18 protein-coding genes and 1 riboswitch are annotated in these 17,405 nt (G+C 40.4%); of the genes, 6 read left to right on the forward strand and 12 right to left on the reverse strand.

What is annotated here, in order from left to right; all coding sequences use genetic code 11:
- Positions 1 to 600 precede the first annotated feature (600 nt).
- Entirely contained in the window at positions 601 to 1,215 is a 615-nt protein-coding gene (gene ytaF / locus BOD01S_RS01815; protein WP_322786781.1) for a sporulation membrane protein YtaF, read from the forward strand.
- A gap of 235 nt (positions 1,216 to 1,450) precedes the next feature.
- Positions 1,451 to 4,048, forward strand: a complete 2,598-nt coding sequence (locus BOD01S_RS01820; protein WP_036155091.1) for a cation-translocating P-type ATPase — start codon at positions 1,451 to 1,453, stop codon at positions 4,046 to 4,048.
- Positions 4,049 to 4,201: 153 nt separating this feature from the next.
- On the opposite strand, the gene BOD01S_RS01825 is transcribed toward BOD01S_RS01820, so the two are convergent.
- Positions 4,202 to 4,669: a DUF6985 domain-containing protein gene (locus BOD01S_RS01825; RefSeq protein WP_036155093.1), complete on the reverse strand. Its 468-nt coding sequence runs from the start codon at positions 4,667 to 4,669 to the stop codon at positions 4,202 to 4,204.
- Between the two features lie 239 nt (positions 4,670 to 4,908).
- On the reverse strand, positions 4,909 to 5,448 hold the full coding sequence (locus tag BOD01S_RS01830; RefSeq protein WP_036155095.1) for a flavodoxin family protein: 540 nt from the start codon (positions 5,446 to 5,448) through the stop codon (positions 4,909 to 4,911).
- Positions 5,449 to 5,585: 137 nt separating this feature from the next.
- Here BOD01S_RS01830 and BOD01S_RS01835 point away from each other — a divergent pair, with 137 nt between their 5' ends.
- A complete protein-coding gene (locus BOD01S_RS01835) occupies positions 5,586 to 6,479 on the forward strand; it encodes a LysR family transcriptional regulator (protein WP_036155097.1) in 894 nt (297 codons plus the stop codon).
- Positions 6,480 to 6,691: 212 nt separating this feature from the next.
- Here BOD01S_RS01835 and BOD01S_RS01840 read toward each other — a convergent pair whose 3' ends face one another.
- The 4 genes from BOD01S_RS01840 to BOD01S_RS01855 form a co-directional block, all read right to left on the reverse strand.
- A complete protein-coding gene (locus BOD01S_RS01840; protein WP_036155099.1) occupies positions 6,692 to 7,006 on the reverse strand; it encodes a hypothetical protein in 315 nt (104 codons plus the stop codon).
- Between the two features lie 56 nt (positions 7,007 to 7,062).
- On the reverse strand, positions 7,063 to 7,707 hold the full coding sequence (locus BOD01S_RS01845) for an SMI1/KNR4 family protein (RefSeq protein WP_036155101.1): 645 nt from the start codon (positions 7,705 to 7,707) through the stop codon (positions 7,063 to 7,065).
- Between the two features lie 386 nt (positions 7,708 to 8,093).
- Complete coding sequence (locus BOD01S_RS01850; protein ID WP_036155103.1) at positions 8,094 to 8,534, reverse strand: hypothetical protein; 441 nt, start codon at positions 8,532 to 8,534, stop codon at positions 8,094 to 8,096.
- 141 nt (positions 8,535 to 8,675) lie between these two features.
- Positions 8,676 to 8,927 carry a hypothetical protein gene (locus tag BOD01S_RS01855; protein ID WP_036155439.1) on the reverse strand — a complete coding sequence of 84 codons (252 nt, stop codon included), beginning with the start codon at positions 8,925 to 8,927 and terminating at the stop codon, positions 8,676 to 8,678.
- 946 nt (positions 8,928 to 9,873) lie between these two features.
- Between BOD01S_RS01855 and BOD01S_RS01865 the strand changes: the two genes are divergently transcribed.
- Positions 9,874 to 11,136, forward strand: coding sequence for a cytochrome P450 (locus BOD01S_RS01865; protein ID WP_233153113.1), 1,263 nt, complete (start codon positions 9,874 to 9,876; stop codon positions 11,134 to 11,136).
- Between the two features lie 273 nt (positions 11,137 to 11,409).
- Here the strand turns inward: BOD01S_RS01865 and BOD01S_RS01870 are convergent, their stop codons facing one another.
- From BOD01S_RS01870 to BOD01S_RS01895, 6 genes are all read right to left on the reverse strand, one after another.
- Entirely contained in the window at positions 11,410 to 11,955 is a 546-nt protein-coding gene (locus BOD01S_RS01870) for a DUF2812 domain-containing protein (RefSeq protein ID WP_036155105.1), read from the reverse strand.
- Positions 11,952 to 12,272, reverse strand: a complete 321-nt coding sequence (locus BOD01S_RS01875; RefSeq protein ID WP_036155107.1) for a PadR family transcriptional regulator — start codon at positions 12,270 to 12,272, stop codon at positions 11,952 to 11,954. Before BOD01S_RS01875 ends, BOD01S_RS01870 begins: the two co-directional genes overlap by 4 nt.
- Before the next feature lie 134 nt (positions 12,273 to 12,406).
- Entirely contained in the window at positions 12,407 to 13,414 is a 1,008-nt protein-coding gene (locus tag BOD01S_RS01880) for a FecCD family ABC transporter permease (RefSeq protein WP_036155109.1), read from the reverse strand.
- Complete coding sequence (locus BOD01S_RS01885) at positions 13,407 to 14,414, reverse strand: FecCD family ABC transporter permease (RefSeq protein WP_036155111.1); 1,008 nt, start codon at positions 14,412 to 14,414, stop codon at positions 13,407 to 13,409. Before BOD01S_RS01885 ends, BOD01S_RS01880 begins: the two co-directional genes overlap by 8 nt.
- A 12-nt stretch (positions 14,415 to 14,426) precedes the next feature.
- The gene (locus tag BOD01S_RS01890; protein ID WP_036155113.1) at positions 14,427 to 15,365 is read right to left on the reverse strand and encodes an iron-hydroxamate ABC transporter substrate-binding protein; all 939 of its coding nucleotides are present in this window, start codon (positions 15,363 to 15,365) and stop codon (positions 14,427 to 14,429) included.
- Between the two features lies 1 nt (position 15,366).
- On the reverse strand, positions 15,367 to 16,158 hold the full coding sequence (locus BOD01S_RS01895) for an ABC transporter ATP-binding protein (protein ID WP_036155115.1): 792 nt from the start codon (positions 16,156 to 16,158) through the stop codon (positions 15,367 to 15,369).
- A gap of 271 nt (positions 16,159 to 16,429) precedes the next feature.
- A riboswitch (guanidine-I (ykkC/yxkD leader) is annotated at positions 16,430 to 16,528 on the forward strand.
- A 67-nt stretch (positions 16,529 to 16,595) separates the two neighbouring features.
- Between BOD01S_RS01895 and BOD01S_RS01900 the strand changes: the two genes are divergently transcribed.
- Positions 16,596 to 16,937: a DMT family transporter gene (locus BOD01S_RS01900; RefSeq protein ID WP_036155118.1), complete on the forward strand. Its 342-nt coding sequence runs from the start codon at positions 16,596 to 16,598 to the stop codon at positions 16,935 to 16,937.
- Complete coding sequence (locus BOD01S_RS01905) at positions 16,937 to 17,251, forward strand: DMT family transporter (protein WP_036155120.1); 315 nt, start codon at positions 16,937 to 16,939, stop codon at positions 17,249 to 17,251. Before BOD01S_RS01900 ends, BOD01S_RS01905 begins: the two co-directional genes overlap by 1 nt.
- Positions 17,252 to 17,405 lie beyond the last annotated feature (154 nt).

Here is a 17,405-nt window from a genome sequence, read left to right on the forward strand (position 1 = left end):
AATTGTAAAGCAAAAAAGTATACAGCTTTTTACAAATTTATATTAAAAAGAGAAATATACAGCTAAACGCATGTAATGTATATGGTCTGGCGGCTGATGTAAATGAAGGATCCATATTAAAGTTTTCCTCGATAGAAAGCAGCTACTTCTCCCCATTTACTATGTACAGTTGTCTCGCACGCAACGTCATACCCATACATAAGATAAGAAAGTGATACCACCTGAAAAAAGGACTTCTAAATACCAAACAAAAATGCTGCATATGTAATGACCGCCAATATTAAGCTGACTGTTCAGGAAAGTAATCAACTTGGCACTTTTTGGTTTGAGCCATACATTCTCTGAAAGTACGTGATGTATATGAACATAAAATGAGCAATCAGCTTAATCTATACAGCAATTCACCCTCCATTTAGACGGCATACAAAAGAATCGCTATTACACAAAGCGTCTCTCTTTAGCGAACGTTCCTCATCTCCATATATTTCATAATGGTTTCGTACGTTTCCATTACCATTTAGATAGTTAAAACTACGTGAGATAGTGATGCATGAAAATTTATAAAGGGAGTGAGTAAATATAAATGATTTAGTAGCTTTACTGCTTTTAGGATTTGCAGTGAGTCTTGATAGTTTCACAGTCGGGTTAACTTATGGGATGCGCAAAGTAACAATCCCGTTCAAATCATTTATCATTATTTCATCCTGTACGTTTCTCGTATTGCTCCTTGCGATGGGGCTTGGTTCATTTATTGAGCTGTTTATATCGTATGAAGCCGGGGAGAGAATCGGCGGAATTATCCTGATCGGGATCGGTATTTGGGTGTTATACCAATTCATCACTTCCCAACGGAGTGCGCATGAGCCGGCATCTGATTACAAAATTATCGAATTTGAAATCAAACCATTTGCCATCATGATAAAAATCCTGAAAAAACCGATGGAAGCCGATTTTGATAAGTCAGGAAAAATCAGCGGAATAGAAGCTTTGTTTTTAGGGCTTGCGCTGTCACTAGATTCCTTTGGTGCGGGAATTGGCGCAGCATTAATTGACTTGCCCCCTATTTTATTCTCTATCGTTGTCACGATCTCCAGTGCCATTTTTGTTATAGCCGGTATCCATATAGGAAAAATCTTTAGAAGTGTAACATGGATGAAAAACCTTCCCCTGCTTCCGGGGATCGCTTTAATATTGATTGGTCTCTTTAAAATGTAACTTTATAGACTGTCTGTTTTGTCAAAAAGAGCGCTAATTTCATATTATCGCTCTTTTAGATTTAGAGAAAAAAGAAGTGTCATAAATAGTATATTTTGAAGGCAGCAACCATACATTTGGTTATATTGAATGATCCAATCGGATAGGACATGGTCAAATAAACGGCTATAGCAGCTACATGAATCTTCCGGTTAAAGTATAAATCATTCATATAGACCGATGGAGGGGTTTTCTAATGGATGCGACACAATACTACCGAGCCTCTGCCCAAGAGGTAATGAAGAAATTGGACGTCACACCTCAAGGATTATCAGAATTTGAAGTTCAATTAAGGCACAAAGAGCACGGGTACAATGAATTAAAAGAGAGCAAACAAAAGAATGCGGTGCAGGTTTTTTTAGAGCAATTCCAGGATTTTTTAGTCATTATTCTAATAATGGCAGCTGTTATTTCCATCTTTCTTGGGGATGTTGAAAGTTCCATCGTCATCATAGTAGTCATTGTTTTAAACTCTATTTTAGGAACAGTGCAGCATATAAAGGCTGAAAAGTCATTAAACAGCCTAAAAGCAATGGCCGCCCCTATCGCAAAAGTAATGCGGAACGGTGAAATACTTGAAATCCCATCAAGAGAGGTTATTGTAGGAGATCTTCTTATTTTAGAAGCCGGGGATTATATTAGTGCAGATGGCCGTATATTGGAAAGCTATGGGCTGCAAATCAACGAAAGCTCACTGACAGGTGAATCGCTGGCTATTGATAAAATGGCCCACATTATTAATGAAACAGATGTTGCCCTTGGCGATAAGAAAAATATGGTCTTTTCAGGAAGCTTTGTGACAAAGGGCCGTGGACAAGCAATCGTTACGTCTATCGGAATGAATACGGAAATTGGAAAAATTGCCAGTTTACTGGATAGCGCCAAGGAAAAGAAAACACCCCTTCAGCAAAGCCTGGATAACTTCGGGAAACGGCTTGCATTCGGGATTATACTTATCTGCCTTATTATTTTCGGGCTGGATATTTTACGCGGACGTGAGCTAGTCGATTCCTTTATGTTTGCCGTTTCGTTAGCCGTTGCAGCCATTCCGGAGGCATTAAGCTCGATTGTAACAATCGTGCTGGCATTCGGCACGCAAAACATGGCAAAGCAAAATGCAATTATGCGTAAATTGCCTGCCGTCGAAAGTCTCGGCAGTGTCTCTATCATTTGCTCCGATAAAACAGGTACACTGACACAAAATAAAATGACTGTGCAAAAAATGTATATAAGTGAAGGAATATTCCACCATGATCAACTGCAAACAAAAAATCCACTTCATAAAAAGCTTCTCGATATGGCTTTATTATGTAATGATTCGATTCTTTCTGATGACAAACAAATCGGAGATCCGACAGAATTGGCGCTTGTCAATTTAGGCCATCAGTATGACATGAATGAGCAAATAACTCGAGGCCTTCATCAGCGTGTCGGTGAAGTACCATTTGATTCTGCCCGCAAGCTGATGAGTACAGTTAACCGCATGGGTACCCGCAATATTATGATTACAAAAGGGGCAGTCGATATTTTGCTGCCGCGCATTCGAAAGATCGAAACGTCTAAAGGAGCCATGAGCATTACAGAGCAGCAGCTTGAAAGCATCAAGCGGGCAACCCATACGTTTTCTAGTGAGGGACTACGAGTACTTGCCATAGCTTACAAAGATGTCGTCTCCCCTCGCATCAGCACTGAAGATGAAAATAATTATACATTCGTTGGATTAATAGCGATGATGGACCCGCCGCGTGAGGAATCTGCCCAGGCCATTGCGGATTGTATCGAAGCAGGCATCAAGCCGGTAATGATTACAGGTGACCATAAAATCACAGCCACGGCTATTGCAAAGCAAATCGGTATTTTAAAGGATCCGTCAGAAGCAATGGAAGGCGTAGAGATTGAAAGATTAACAGATGAAGAACTGCAAAATAAAGTAGAAAAGATATCCGTCTATGCCCGAGTCTCACCGGAGCACAAAATCCGGATTGTAAAGGCTTGGCAGGAAAAAGGACATGTTGTGGCCATGACGGGGGATGGTGTAAATGATGCCCCTGCCCTAAAACAGGCAAACATCGGTGTTGCGATGGGTATTACCGGAACTGAAGTCGCAAAGGATGCTTCCTCGATGATTTTAACCGATGATAATTTCTTAACGATTGTCAAAGCCATCTCAAATGGCCGCAGTATTTATGCTAACATCCGCAATGCAATTAAGTTTTTATTATCCGGTAATGCAGGTGCTATTTTAGTCGTACTGTATGCTACACTGCTGGCTCTGCCGGTTCCATTCGCTCCTGTTCATTTATTATTTATTAACTTACTGACAGACAGCTTACCGGCGATTGCGATTGGACTCGAGCCGCACAACAAAAAACTGATGAAGGAAAAACCGCGTAATATCCAAGAGCCATTACTAAACAAAAAGTTTGCCACCCAGGTAGGATTAGAGGGGCTTATAATCGCAGCGGTAACGATCATCGCTTTCCAAATCGGCTTATCATCCGGTGATCCACTAACAGGCAGTACAATGGCCTTTGCTACACTATGTTTAGCGCGGCTGTTCCACGGCTTCAACTGCCGCTCGGATCAATCCATCTTTAAGCTCGGTCTTTTCTCCAACATCTTTGTATGGATTGCCTTTTTACTAGGCTTATCTCTGTTGAATGCCGTACTAATTGCAGGCTGGTTTGAGGTTGCTACATTAAACCATGCCCAATTGCTCGCAGTGTATGGATTAGCGTTCATTCCATTGGTTATTATTCAGCTGGAGAGAGTATTCTTCGGGAAAGATGAATAATGGTGACTTGCCGATTTTGTAAATACCAATTCAAAAGATGATGAAAGGCGCTGGCTTTATAGGTCAGCGCCTTTTTTCATTAGGTGTCGAGGCATTACGAAAAAGGCCTGCCAGAGAGCTCCCTTTGCCAAACCTTCTTTCCAGAAATAACAGCTATATGGCAACGTCCTGATATCCTACTGTACTTACCTTTTCATCGAGCAAACGAATTCCTACTCCATTTTCTTCATCCCATGTACAATCAAATGACAGCCCAATATCGCGCTCGTCATAAATATCTCCGTATGGAACCGTAATACCTACTAAGTTTATTTTTTCAAGCAGTTGCTCCGTCGTTTCAATAGCGGCATATTCTTCGTTATACGCGACATCATACCCTAGCTCATGCCTTTTTTGTTTATAATAATCTAAGATTGGCTGTAACAAATGGTACTGTAGCTGCTCCCATTTTTGCATGAGTGCTTTATAGGCTGCATATTGTTCTTCATCAAACTTGCCGTCCTCTTCGCCGTCTATCGTAAGAGCGATCTCTGCTTCTTTTCCGCAAAATCCAATCGTAGTATACCGAAACCACATTAGTTCATAATCAAGCGCCCCAAATACAGCATCATTTACCCACACAGTAACATCCCCTCTTCCTGTTGAATACGTTTATCTCTTCTGCACTTACATGCCAAATATAGGGATAGTATTAGCTTACTATGCAAAGACCTATGGCACAATCTCATGAAGAAGACTTCGTTCTTTTTATATGGAGACATCAAATATAGTGTCGAAAAGATGTTTATCACTATCGTATTTGTTACTATCTTTTGGATTACAAACTCCGTCACACTTTGCATCTCTTGCGGATAAAAATCTTATTGTAATTCTTTTCTTAGATGCTCCGCTGCAGCCAGTGCTTTTAAGTCGTGTGAAATATCCCCTGGTCTGTTACCTTCTCCAATAATATATCCTTCAAAAGACGTCCCAATAAAATCAAAGATATGCTGGAACTGCTGAATCATCGGCAGACCTTTAACGTATGGTTCATCCCCGCCCACGGCAATGACGTATGCCTTTTTGGAAGCCATCATAGTCTTGAAGTCAGGGTAATTTGGGTCTCTTAAAGTCTGTGACCACCGATCCACAAAGTTTTTCATTATGCCTGTCATGCTATACCAATAAATCGGGGTAGAAAAAATTAGAATATCGTGTGGAAGAATGCGATCAATGATGGAGTTATAATCATCGTTTACCTCTGGAAACCCCTCTTCAGCATGCCGTTTATCTAGTATAGGTTCAATCAAATAATCCTTCAGATATACCTCTTCGACGGCTAACCCTTCAGTTGCTAGCTTTGTTAATGTTTCTACATTTCCATTCGCCCGGTTTCCCCCGTAAATAATTGCTATTGTCATGTTGATAAGCTCCTTTTCCTTAAGTATGTTGCTATTGTTCTTTGAATAATAATATTTTATGATATATGGATAAATCGATAAAGACGATTATTTCGATTGAATAAATCAAAAAAAGCGATTTAAAAGAGGCTGATAAAATGGAAATTAAACAATTGATTACATTCAAACAGGCTGCAGAAAATCTGAACTTTACTCAAACGGCAAAATTATTGAATTTTGCGCAATCAAGTGTGACGGCTCAAATCAAAAGCCTGGAAGATGAAATTGGTAAACCTTTATTTGAGCGTTTAGGGAAACGACTCGTTTTAACAGAAGCAGGACAGCAATTTAAAATATATGCTGAAAAAATGATTAATTTAAGCAATGAAGCAATCTCGGCTGTAAACGGAGAAGAAGAATTAACGGGCACCCTCACGATAGGTGCTCAGGAGAGTCAGTGCACTTATCGATTACCGCTAATTTTGAAAGAGTTCAAGGCTGCATTTCCAAAAGTAAAACTTGTATTTAAACCCGCTCATTCTGACGAAATGGCAAGAAAACATCTGATGGAAGGATTATTGGATGTTGCCTTTATTATGGATAAAAAAAAGCCTGAGGGATCGTTAAAAGTAGAGCAGCTAATGAAGGAAGAGTTAAAATTAGTTGCAGCACCACACCAATTTATATCAGCGTTTTCGCTAGATGACCTAAAACATGAAACGCTTTTACTTACAGAGGCTGGATGTTCCTACCGAAGCATGTTCGAAGAATCCTTGCATTCTCTAGGAATATATCCACTGGATAAAATAGAATTTTCCAGTGTAGAGGCTATCAAGCAATGTGTCATTGCAGGACTGGGTGTAGCCCTGCTCCCTGAGATGGTGGTGAAAAAAGAGATTGGAGAGGGACGGTTACAGGAATTACCGTGGGGACCTTTTTCCTCTTCGCTATATACTCAAATTGCTTGGCACAAGGATAAACTAGTAACACAGCCTTTAGATGAATTTATTAACTTGACTCGCAAGGTATTTGCATCTGATTGTTTAAAGTAATTTACTATTTAAAAGATGATTCAATCATTAAGAGAGAGCCTTATGGAACAATCAGTTGCCGTTGTTGAATAAAACATAGATTTTCGAGTGACTTTGTTGTTATATTTCTTGGGATAGAAAAGTGCCCTATATTAAATTTAAACAACCATAGTTTTACCCCGGTCTAAATCTAGAGCGGGGCTATGATTTTCTGGAAAACCGCAGGAGTTACTTCATGAAGTCTCTATATAACTTTCTGCCAAATCGATATCCTGTGTCATTTCTAACTCCGGGTATTTTCTATCTAGCCTCCTTAACGAGGCAATTAGTTTTTTACTTTGTAATTTTTCAGCTATATCTTCAAAAACCTCACTTATATAATATAAATCTTCTTTACTACAATTCTCTAAGTACCTTATTGCCTTCTCCTCATTTTCCGAAAGAACTTCTGTTATTTCGTTCCAGCTTTTATAGATTCCATAGTCATCATTCAAATGTAACTGTTTCCTTTTAGACAATATAACTTTCATTTTATCGGCAATATTCATATTAAACCTCCCAACTCCATCAAGATTGTTATGGAATTTTCCGACGGTACTTCACTTCATCGATCCTCTTCTATTTTAAGCACTTCCGCAACAGGTCCCAGCTTTTCAATAAGCTTCTTTGCTTTACCATATGGATAGCTCTCTATCAATGTATACGGAAGATTTTTTGAAGCTTTCAATAGGTCTGCCGGAGAAATTTTAATCCCTAGAATAGTTTTTATCTTTACCAAATCTTTTAAGCCCTCACTCGGGGCATTCACCAGCACTATTTTACAATGTTCCGGCATATCAACTAGTAATTTCTCATCCGACACATCAATAAAACCATCGTTCACCCATTTACTAAAATCCGGGGTGATCACCTCAGCGTGGTTCGGATTCATATCTCCGCTATCAACGACTAACACTTCTTTTTTGTTTTGCTGAGTATGCATTAAGAATACGTTTCCTCCGCCGTCATCCCCCACGGCAATAGTACCCGGAGCATATTTATCCACTTCCCACGTTTCATTTCTTTCCAAAATATCTTCTGTTCCATAAATGAATATTCCGCTATCAATTGAAAGCCCATTTGTATGCCTTAACAGCTCTTTGTAGTCATCAGGTAAGTTTATGCATAATCGACTTTCCACTTCATGAATATCAGCTTCGCTGGCTGCTCCATTTTTTGTTAATCCTGCAATACCGGATAAATCTATCATTTATAAAGCCTCCTATACGTTCAAGTTACTTCGTATCCTTCTTTACTTTTAGAATAGCTTAAGTGCTAATTACTATTATTATAAGTAATTCTAAGTCCCCCCTGACAGTTAATTTCCTTTTTTATTAATAAAAAATAGCACTTGCTGTCTTTAGCAGACAATCAGGTGCTAACTTCACTTGATTATTTTTTAATAAACTTTTGAACACAAACTTCGACAACCAAAAATTAGTATATGGAATCCTTGTAAATCTGTATAATTCACTTTAATTCTAATTACCAGGAAGTAGTCACTACTAGTTGAATGGGCATAAAAATATGTCGAGTAGATTCATCTCACTCAATATATAAGAACAACCGCCTTTTCCCAACTTCTTACTAAAGGCACTAGAAGATTACTCCAAAACTAACATTCTCAAAACTCAAGTATGCATTACAAATAGTTGAAATATAATAAGGCTTGATTGCTTCGATTTCTCTCCTTGTAATAAATAATCCAAATACAGATATATCATTACAGTTCTTTTCAAATAATTGTATCTCTACGTCCGTATCGTCATTTGCAACTATTATCTCAACATCTTGATTAATTAACTGCATTGCTTTTACGTGAATATTAATTAACTTATCAATTTCTTTAAAAACATTTTCCTTGCGAAATTCTATATCAATTATATCAAAGTCTGTTTCAAAATATTTTCGATCCTCATACTTATAGCTATTCACTTCAATATTTTCAGCATATTCTTTTGCGAATAAATGACGTATGATTGCTATTTCTTGTTTCTTTATTTCTTTTATCGAGAGATAAGTATTTACTAATCTCACTACTTAATTCCCCCAGTCTACATTAGAAATTAAAACAGTGACATACCCTGGATTCAATTTCCCCTACTGCTTTTAGCTGTCAATCAGGTGCTAAGCTGGATTTTTCTATCTATATTCGTTTAAGTTATTCATCTACCAACATTAAGATTCTATAGTCGTCCGATCAACAAAGCTATGGTTCTCTCTAATCACCATTCGGGAAAAACGTCTTCCTGCTCTCTTAAAAAAGAAATCATCTGCAAAACAATTTGAATCTATAGGTGAAATCTGGTTGATTACCTCATGTTTTTTATCATATTCAATCCGTCCCATCGTATTCTCATTCGGTCCATAAAAGTAAACAACCCTATCCTCATCTTCAAACTCCTTTATCGTTAATACAAAAACTGCCACAATTCTTCGCTCCTTGAGTTTTCTCGCTTGAAAAGTGTTACACAAAAACAATTTCATCTTGAGTATTTCCCCTCAAAACATTCAGTAAATAAGCGGAGATACAAATGATTTCCAAGCTGCCACCACACCTTATCTTTTGCAATTTGATTTTACTTACTCAGCACTTCGGAAATACGGCGAAATGTTTACGTTTCAACTCCAGAATTCATCTTATCTATAAATTTTATTTTTCTCATAGCCGCTAATCTATTTGTATTATTTCCACCAATTAGCAGTAATTTGTTTTAAGTTTAATTCAATAAACTCAATAACTTCTTTATAATCATTTGATATAAATTCACGAATAGGATGTTCCCAGTCTGAATCTTTCATAATTAATACTAGGTAATGGCCCTCAGTGGAAATGTCAGGGTACCACCCCAAGTTTAATGTTAGCGATGCTCTCTCATGATGGAATTACAATAAACTATCGGTAAACATAAACCAACGATCATCATCTGTATCTAAAGTCTGTGGATCTATTTCCTAGAACTTATTAAAGTGAACACTCCATCTTTCCTTTATTCTTAACGGATGAACACTAACTTCTGGAACATCCAACTTAACATAGTTCCTCATAATTATAACCTCTTAATCATTATATTTTATTCCCTATTTGTCATAAGTATTTGTTCTAATATTTCTAAGAACATTAATTATTAACCTTTTATACATCTGTTCAATTATTCTCAATCCTCTCTATAAGTTCCTCTATTACATAACATTCTTTGCGAAGCCTTTATGTTTGGAATTCATTGTTTATTGTCTTACCCGGCGGGAATATATTTACCAGCATCCCAATTAAGGGAAATTTTTTAAGAGTGAAATTATTTTTGTGTTTTTGGTGTAAACCTTTTTAATAGACCAATACTAAACAAATATGAAATATAAATAGGAGTTGATTACCTTGGCAGAAACGAATCCAATACCAAAAGAAGAAGGAATGGACCATAGCCTGAATTTACTGCGGGAAGGTTATACGTTCATTCTAAATAGACGACGCGGCTTTAATTCGAATGTTTTTGAAACACGTCTTCTTGGAAAGAAGGCAATTTGTATGGGCGGTGCTGAAGCGGCAGAGGTTTTCTATGATGAAAGCAAGTTTATCCGTTCAGGCGCAGCCCCGCAGCGTTTAATTGAAACGCTGTTTGGTCAGGGCGGTGTCCAAACACTTGATGATGCAGCGCACCGTAACCGGAAGCAAATGTTCATGTCTGTTATGAAACCGGACGACATGCAGAGACTTCGTGATATTACGAAAAAGCAATGGGATATGGCATTGACAAAATGGGAACAGATGGAGAAGGTTGTTTTATATGAAGAGGCACAGGAAATCACTACCCGGATCGCCTGTGAGTGGGCTGGTGTACTTATAGCTGAGCAGGATGTAAAGACCCTTTCCAAGGATCTGACAGCTACGTTTGAATCTCCGGCGGCTATCGGTCCTTCCCACTGGCAAGGAAAGCATGCGCGAAAGGAATTGGAGAAATGGCTGATTGTGCTTGTAAATGAAATCCGTGAAGGAAAGCTGCAAGTACCGGATTATACTGTATTTTATAAATTCTCATGGCACACTGACTTAAACGGGGATTTACTGGATCCCGAAACAGTTGCAGTGGAAATCATTAATATCCTCCGTCCGATTGTAGCCATTTCTGTTTATATCGCCTTTGTCGGGCTCGCTGTTCATCACTTCCCCGAGGAGGCAGCAAAGGTTCAATCAAGTGACGATGAAACTGCACAGCGCTTCATTCAGGAAGTGCGGCGCTATTATCCATTCTTCCCTGCCCTTGTAGCGCAGGTGCGTGAGGACTTTGTGTGGAATGGGTATGAATTCCCTAAGGATACGATGACATTGCTTGACATCTATGGCACGAATCACGATCCAACATTATGGGACAATCCGGATGTATTTAATCCGGACCGTTTTATCGATTGGCATGGCAGTCCGTTTAGCTTCATTCCGCAAGGCGGCGGAGATTATGAAATGGGTCACCGCTGTGCAGGCGAATGGGTAACGATAGAAGTCATGAAGATCAGTCTTGATTACTTGGCAAACCGGATGAAGTTTGACGTACCGGAGCAGGATTTAAGCTACAGTGTAATCAGCATGCCAAGCATACCAAACAGCAAGTTAATCCTGACGAATGTAAAACGGAAAATGCAATAAAAAACGAAAGCCAACCGTTTATACGGTTGGCTCAGAGTGAAGACAAAGTCCTTTTTGACTTTGTCTTCACATTTTTTCAGATCGTTTTATAAAGTAAAATTTTACCCAGCCTGTCTTGAAAACGCTTGCCAGACAAGGCGCGCCGACAAGCGAAGACGCGAATAGAACCTAAGTTCATGAGTGGACGAGCGCGGCAAGCAACGCTGGATGAAAGCGTTTGTCAACAGGCTGGGCCAACCGTTTATACGGTTGGCCTTTACATAGGTATTTTTCTTATAAAGAAAGAGTCCTTTTCTTTCGTACCTTCCATTTTTGATAGACGATGGCAAGACTTGTCATGATAAGAGGAATTACGATGCTAATAGCCCCTGTAAATGCCCAACGACTAATTGTTTCTATCATGCCATTAGACAGGTTAAAAAGGATACAGAGTACAATAGAAATAGGTACCATCATAGAAGTGATGGCAAGAACAGGCTTTTCCATTCTGCTGATTTTCTCGATTGTCGTCTCTGATTCGCTATAGATCGGCTGTGTATCTTTATCGGCCTTAAATAGATGGAAACCATGCTCAGAGCAGATACGTGCCCAACCCGTTGAAGCGAAAAGCTCAAAATACTCGCCCTGCTCACTCTCTTCCATCGGACGGAAGTCAATGCTATAGATAACGTCCTCGGGTTTTCCCCGCTCAAGCTTATAACCCATAAACGCAAAGCGTTTCACATGCCACCCCTTTAGTGATTGCTTACGTAGCTTTTGCAGGTCCTTTTCCTCTGAAAAGGCTAACCCTCCTGACATCATATACTTTTCCTGTCTCACCCTATCTCCCCCTTTTCTAATCCTTTTTCAGCTAATAGAATCATGACTTTTCTTCTTTCAATATCCCTTTGCAGCACTGATCGTCCTTTTTCTGTTAGGACATATACTTTTCTTCTGGTGTCAGAATCGTCATATAAAATAATAAACTCCTGTTCAAGCAATTTTTTTAAAATGGTATACAGCGATGCCGGACCAATAATGAAATCTCCCTTTGTTGTCTCTTCAATTAGGCTCATTACAGCATAGCCATGGCGTGGCTCTGTCAATGCAGCCATAATATAAAATACGGAATCTGTTAGTTGCTCAAAGGATTTCAATGCTTTACCCCCTTTATATCATAAAGTGATATATCTAAAAACAATATATCATTAAGTGATATATACTTCAAGAATAAATTCCCATCTTTATTCAAAAAAGCCCGACCGCCTCATCGGCAGCCGGACTTGTTCTCCTATAAAGCTTTTCGCAGCAAATACACAAAATAAGGTGCGCCAATCAGCGCAACGATGATCCCTGCTGGAATCGTTGCCTCACTGTATATTACCCGTCCGATTGTATCTGCTCCAACTAAAAGAGACGCTCCAACAAGCATCGAAATCGGTAGGAAGCGTTGATGCTGGACGCCTGCCATCTGCTTTGCTATGTGGGGCGCAATAAGACCGATAAAGCTCACACTGCCGACAACTGAAACAGATGATGCTGCCAATGCAACAGCCAGTACAAGCAGGATGGCCCGTTCTCTTTTAAAATGAATGCCCAGTCCTTTTCCGACACTATCCTCAAGCCGCATAATATTCAGCCGCTTTGCCTTCCATAAACTAACCGGTACAGCGATAACAATCCAAGGCAGGATTGCCCATACATACGGCCAATCAGCCCCCCATACATTTCCGGAAAGCCAGGCAGCGATAAACTGTACATCTGTCCTGTCAGCTGAGGACATCAGGATCGTCATAAGCCCTGATAAAGCAAATGCAAAGCCGATCCCAATTAGCACAAGTTTCATAGGATTCAGACCAGCATGCCTTTCCATCGCCAAAAAGTAAATCAAGCCTGCTGCAAGAATCGCACTGATAAACCCAACAAGCGGCAGCATATATGGTTGATTTGTTAATCCCCCGCCGGCATATATGTAAAAGATCGTAACCCCAATCCCTGCACCTGCATTGATCCCAATAATACCTGGATCGGCAAGGTCGTTTCTTGTCAGCGTCTGCAAAATCGCTCCTGATAATGCCAGCGCACTACCCGCAATCGCTAAAACGGCAAGTCTTGGCAGCCGGACAGAAAAAATGACGAACTCCTCTTTAAACGTACCATCTCCTAAAAGTGTGGGGATGATCCGCGAAATGGAAACAGATGATGCGCCTAGTGAAATCGCTAATACACAAATTAAAAGTAAAACGGTGCTCCACATGATCAGCCAAAGGGGAAAGCGTTTTTTATACTTATTATACAATGTTTCTTCCTCCCTTCTTCACAAGGAATAGGAAGAACGGCAGGCCAATGATGGCCACGAGTGACACAACCGGGGTTTCAAATGGTGCATTGATGACACGTCCGGCAAAATCTGCGAATATCATAAAAGCGCCGCCTAAAAGGATAGCCATCGGAATGATCCGACGGTAATCAGAGCCTACCCAGCGCCGGACAATATGCGGAACGATCAGTCCAACAAACGCCAGGTTTCCGATAAGTGCTACTGCTGCACCAGCCAGCAGTACAACCGTCATAAGTAGAACAGGTTTCAGCCATTTTGTATTCTGCCCAAGTCCAATGGCTACTTCCTCATTCAGGCTCATAATCGTCACATGGCGGCTGAGTGCAAGCGCAATGAACAGACCTACAATAATGAAAGGCACAACAACGAGTGAACTCCAAGTCGTCCCTACCAAGCCGCCTGCCGTCCACATCGAAACATCCTTTGCCAGATTGGTCAAAATCGCAATCCCATCAGCAATCGCCTGTAGGAATAAGGAAACGGCGGCCCCTGCCAGCACCAGCTTAAAGGCCGTCATCCCGTTCTTACTAGAAGCGCCTATCCCGTAAACGAAGACCATTGCGATACTTGAACCGATAAAACAAGCCGCCATAATGGTTAAATGGTTGGCAGCAGGTAAAAAGGCTAATGCTGCAGCCAGGCCCATGTTAGCACCCGAAGTAAGCCCTAAAAGGCCGGGATCAGCTAGGGGATTTCTCGTAATCCCCTGCATAATCGCTCCTGCAGCAGCAAGCGCACTTCCAACAAAAAAGGCTGCGATCACCCTGGGAAATCGAATTTCACGTAGTACTTCGTAATATTCTCCGCCAGATTGTCCAATGATTGCTTTGAATACGTCTGAAAGTGTTGTTTCTGCAGCCCCTATCCCAAAAGCCATGCAGCTGATCGCCGCCAATACGGCGACAGCAAGTATGACCTTTATTGAAAAAGAAAATTTTTGATATGAAGCGTTGATCATAGCTCCGGCTCCTTACGGTTGAATCGCAGCAAATGCTTCTTCCAGCACCTTTAGCTGATAGTCAAGTGAGGATGCATCATTAAAGTAAAAACTCTTGGCATCCACTTGAATGAAATGCCCTTTTTGTACAGCCCCGATCTTTTTAAACCAATCCTTCTCAAGGAAGGATGTATCTTGTCCATCACTAACTAAGCTCATCAGTAAATAATCCCCCGTGTAATCGCCTAGTACTTCCTGGGAAATGGCATAATAGCCCGGCTCCAGTGCTGCTTCTTCTACTGCTTTCGGCATCTTCAAGCCCATTGCCTGATACAAAACTTCCGTACCTCGGCCCCATGCATCACCGAAAATATACATTTGTTTATCGTAGTTTTCTACAACTGTAATCGTTGCTTCTTCTCCGATTTTCTCCTTGATCTTATCGCCGGCTTCAGCAGCACGCTTCTTGAAGTCCTCCACCCAAGCCTTTGCTTCTTCTTCCTTGTTCAGTGCTTTACCGATTTCGATATGCTGCTGTAAATAATCGTACTCACCGTATGTAAATAAAACAGTCGGTGCAATTTCAGCCAGCTTATCCCCATTTTCAATACTGTCAAAGCCAATAATTAAATCCGGCTCCAGTTCAATAATCTTTTCCACATCTTCATTCGATACAACCGCAGCATCTTTTAAACTCTCTTTGAATTCCGGATTATCTGCCGACCATGAATCCACTCCGACAATATTTACACCGAGCTTCATGACATCGCCAGCATAGGCAGCGAGTACAACAACACGCTTAGGATCTGCAGGCACTTCAATTTCTGTTCCATCGGATTTAGTATAAGTAACCGTATCGCTTGATGATTCCTCTTTTGCCTTACCTTCATTACTTCCTTTTTCTTCTTCGTTACCGCATGCCGCTAACGCAAGCAGCATTACTGCTACACATAGCCATAGCCATTTTTTCATGTTATTTATCTCCTTTTAGTAAATGATATGTCATACAAAACGGCTTTCCTGTAGTCGGATCTTCGCTGATCATTGCGTCAATCTGGAAAACCTGTCTCAGCACTTCCGGTGTCATGACAGATTCAGCTGACCCAGCTGCCACCACCTCTCCTTTTGCCAGGGCAATCATATGGTCGGAAAAACGAACAGCATGATTTAAGTCATGCAGTACCATAATGATCGTGCGGCCTTGCTCCTTGTTTAACTTTTGCAAAAGCTCTAGCACTTCCAGCTGGTGGGCCATGTCTAAATACGTTGTCGGTTCATCCAAGAAAATAATTTCCGTATCTTGAGCAAGCGCCATTGCAATCCAGACACGCTGCCGCTGCCCTCCGGATAAGGCGTCCACTGTCTGATAGCGGAATGCTGCCGTATTCGTCACATCGAGCGCCCAGTCGATTATTTCCTTGTCTTTTTTGGATAAGGAACCGAATCCTTTTTGGTAAGGGAACCGACCGTACGAGACAAGCTCTTCTACTAACAAACCATTATTTGCATCCTGTGTTTGCGGCAAAATGGCAATTTGTCTTGCCAGTTCCTTTGTATCCAATGTATGTATTTGCTCACCATCCAGGTAAACTCCCCCCTTCTGGTACGGAAGAATTCTTGTCATCGCTTTTAAGAGTGTCGATTTCCCGCACCCATTGGCACCTATAATGGTCGTGATTTGCCCATCTGGTATACCGATGGACAATTGCTCTATAATTTTCCGTTTATCATAGGCGATTTCAATATCCTGTACTAACAAACGCAAATTCCTCTCACCTCATTTGATAATGATAATCTTTATCAATTACATTACCAACATAAACTTGGAAGATAACTTTGTCAATAAAAATTTAAATCATAAATCAGATAAGTGGGATAAAATGAATTGTTTCGACGTGATTATATTAAGCGTAGAGAAGGTGCAGCTGTTTCCCTGTAATTTTTTCTCAGCCGCTTTCTTTGTTATGGAAGACAAAAATCCTTATAGAGGTTGACTAAAAATAAAAACTGTGTATAATACAGGGTAATTGCATAAGTTGAATGTTTTCTAGGGTTCCGCAGCAAATATGTTGGACTGGTCCGAGAGAAGACTCACGGCTTACGCTGTGGCACGGAAGGATAAAAGCCTGGGAGATACTGTTTTTAACAGTGGTCTCTTTGGCTTTTTCTTTTTGTCAAAAATACAACGAGGAGTGTTCTAGCATGAATACAAACTGGCTGAAAGTCTTTATCGCTGCTTTTTTAGAAATCTTTTGGGTAATCGGGCTGGCGCATGCCTCTGACTTTTGGACATGGACAGGAACGATTATCGCCCTTATTATCAGCAATTATTTAATGATCACCGCTGCACAGATTTTACCGGCTGGTACCGTTTATGCCGTGTTCGTCGGGTTAGGTACAGCAGGCACGGTCCTTGCCGAAATCTTCTTCTTTGAAGAGCCCTTTGACTGGCGGAAAATTTTGCTGATTGGACTGCTGTTAGCCGGAGTAATTGGTTTGAAAATGGTTACAGAAGAGAAAACAGAGGAAGGAGCTGAACAGTAATGGCTTGGATTTCATTAATTATCGCAGGATTACTAGAAGCATTCGGTGTTTCCATGATTAATCAATTAAGTAAAACCCGCAACTGGCAAACCCTTCTACTGCTCATTTTAGGATTTGGATCAAGTCTCTTTCTGCTTGGCTACTCCCTGCAAACTTTACCAATGGGAACAGCCTATGCTATTTGGACGGGTATCGGCGTCGTAGGAGGAGCAATTACGGGAATGATTATGTATGGGGAAAGCCGAGATTGGAAACGGATGGTTTTTATCGCCATGATTTTAAGCGCAACAATCGGATTAAAGCTTATTTCATAATCCCCCTTATTCCTTGGTGGCATAAAAGATAAGAAGAAAAGCATTCCTTTTTTCAAAAAAATAATCAGGAGGTTTGTTCCTCCTGATTCACTTTAACTTCTGTTTTGCGTTTATATTCCTAACATTTTTACAGTATTTGCAGCAAATTATGCCT

Source organism: Lysinibacillus odysseyi 34hs-1 = NBRC 100172, assembly GCF_001591965.1.
Lineage (GTDB): Bacteria > Bacillota > Bacilli > Bacillales_A > Planococcaceae > Lysinibacillus_B > Lysinibacillus_B odysseyi.

What these genes read in the sequence shown, in the direction of transcription:
- BOD01S_RS01840 (WP_036155099.1), bottom strand. Translation starts at nt 7,006, where the DNA reads ATGAATATTGCCGATAAAATGAAAGTTATATTGTCTAAAAGGAAACAG.
- BOD01S_RS01900 (WP_036155118.1), top strand. Translation starts at nt 16,596, where the DNA reads ATGAATACAAACTGGCTGAAAGTCTTTATCGCTGCTTTTTTAGAAATC.
- BOD01S_RS01820 (WP_036155091.1), top strand. Translation starts at nt 1,451, where the DNA reads ATGGATGCGACACAATACTACCGAGCCTCTGCCCAAGAGGTAATGAAG.
- BOD01S_RS01905 (WP_036155120.1), top strand. Translation starts at nt 16,937, where the DNA reads ATGGCTTGGATTTCATTAATTATCGCAGGATTACTAGAAGCATTCGGT.
- BOD01S_RS01845 (WP_036155101.1), bottom strand. Translation starts at nt 7,707, where the DNA reads ATGATAGATTTATCCGGTATTGCAGGATTAACAAAAAATGGAGCAGCC.
- BOD01S_RS01890 (WP_036155113.1), bottom strand. Translation starts at nt 15,365, where the DNA reads ATGAAAAAATGGCTATGGCTATGTGTAGCAGTAATGCTGCTTGCGTTA.
- BOD01S_RS01885 (WP_036155111.1), bottom strand. Translation starts at nt 14,414, where the DNA reads ATGATCAACGCTTCATATCAAAAATTTTCTTTTTCAATAAAGGTCATA.
- BOD01S_RS01830 (WP_036155095.1), bottom strand. Translation starts at nt 5,448, where the DNA reads ATGACAATAGCAATTATTTACGGGGGAAACCGGGCGAATGGAAATGTA.
- BOD01S_RS01835 (WP_036155097.1), top strand. Translation starts at nt 5,586, where the DNA reads ATGGAAATTAAACAATTGATTACATTCAAACAGGCTGCAGAAAATCTG.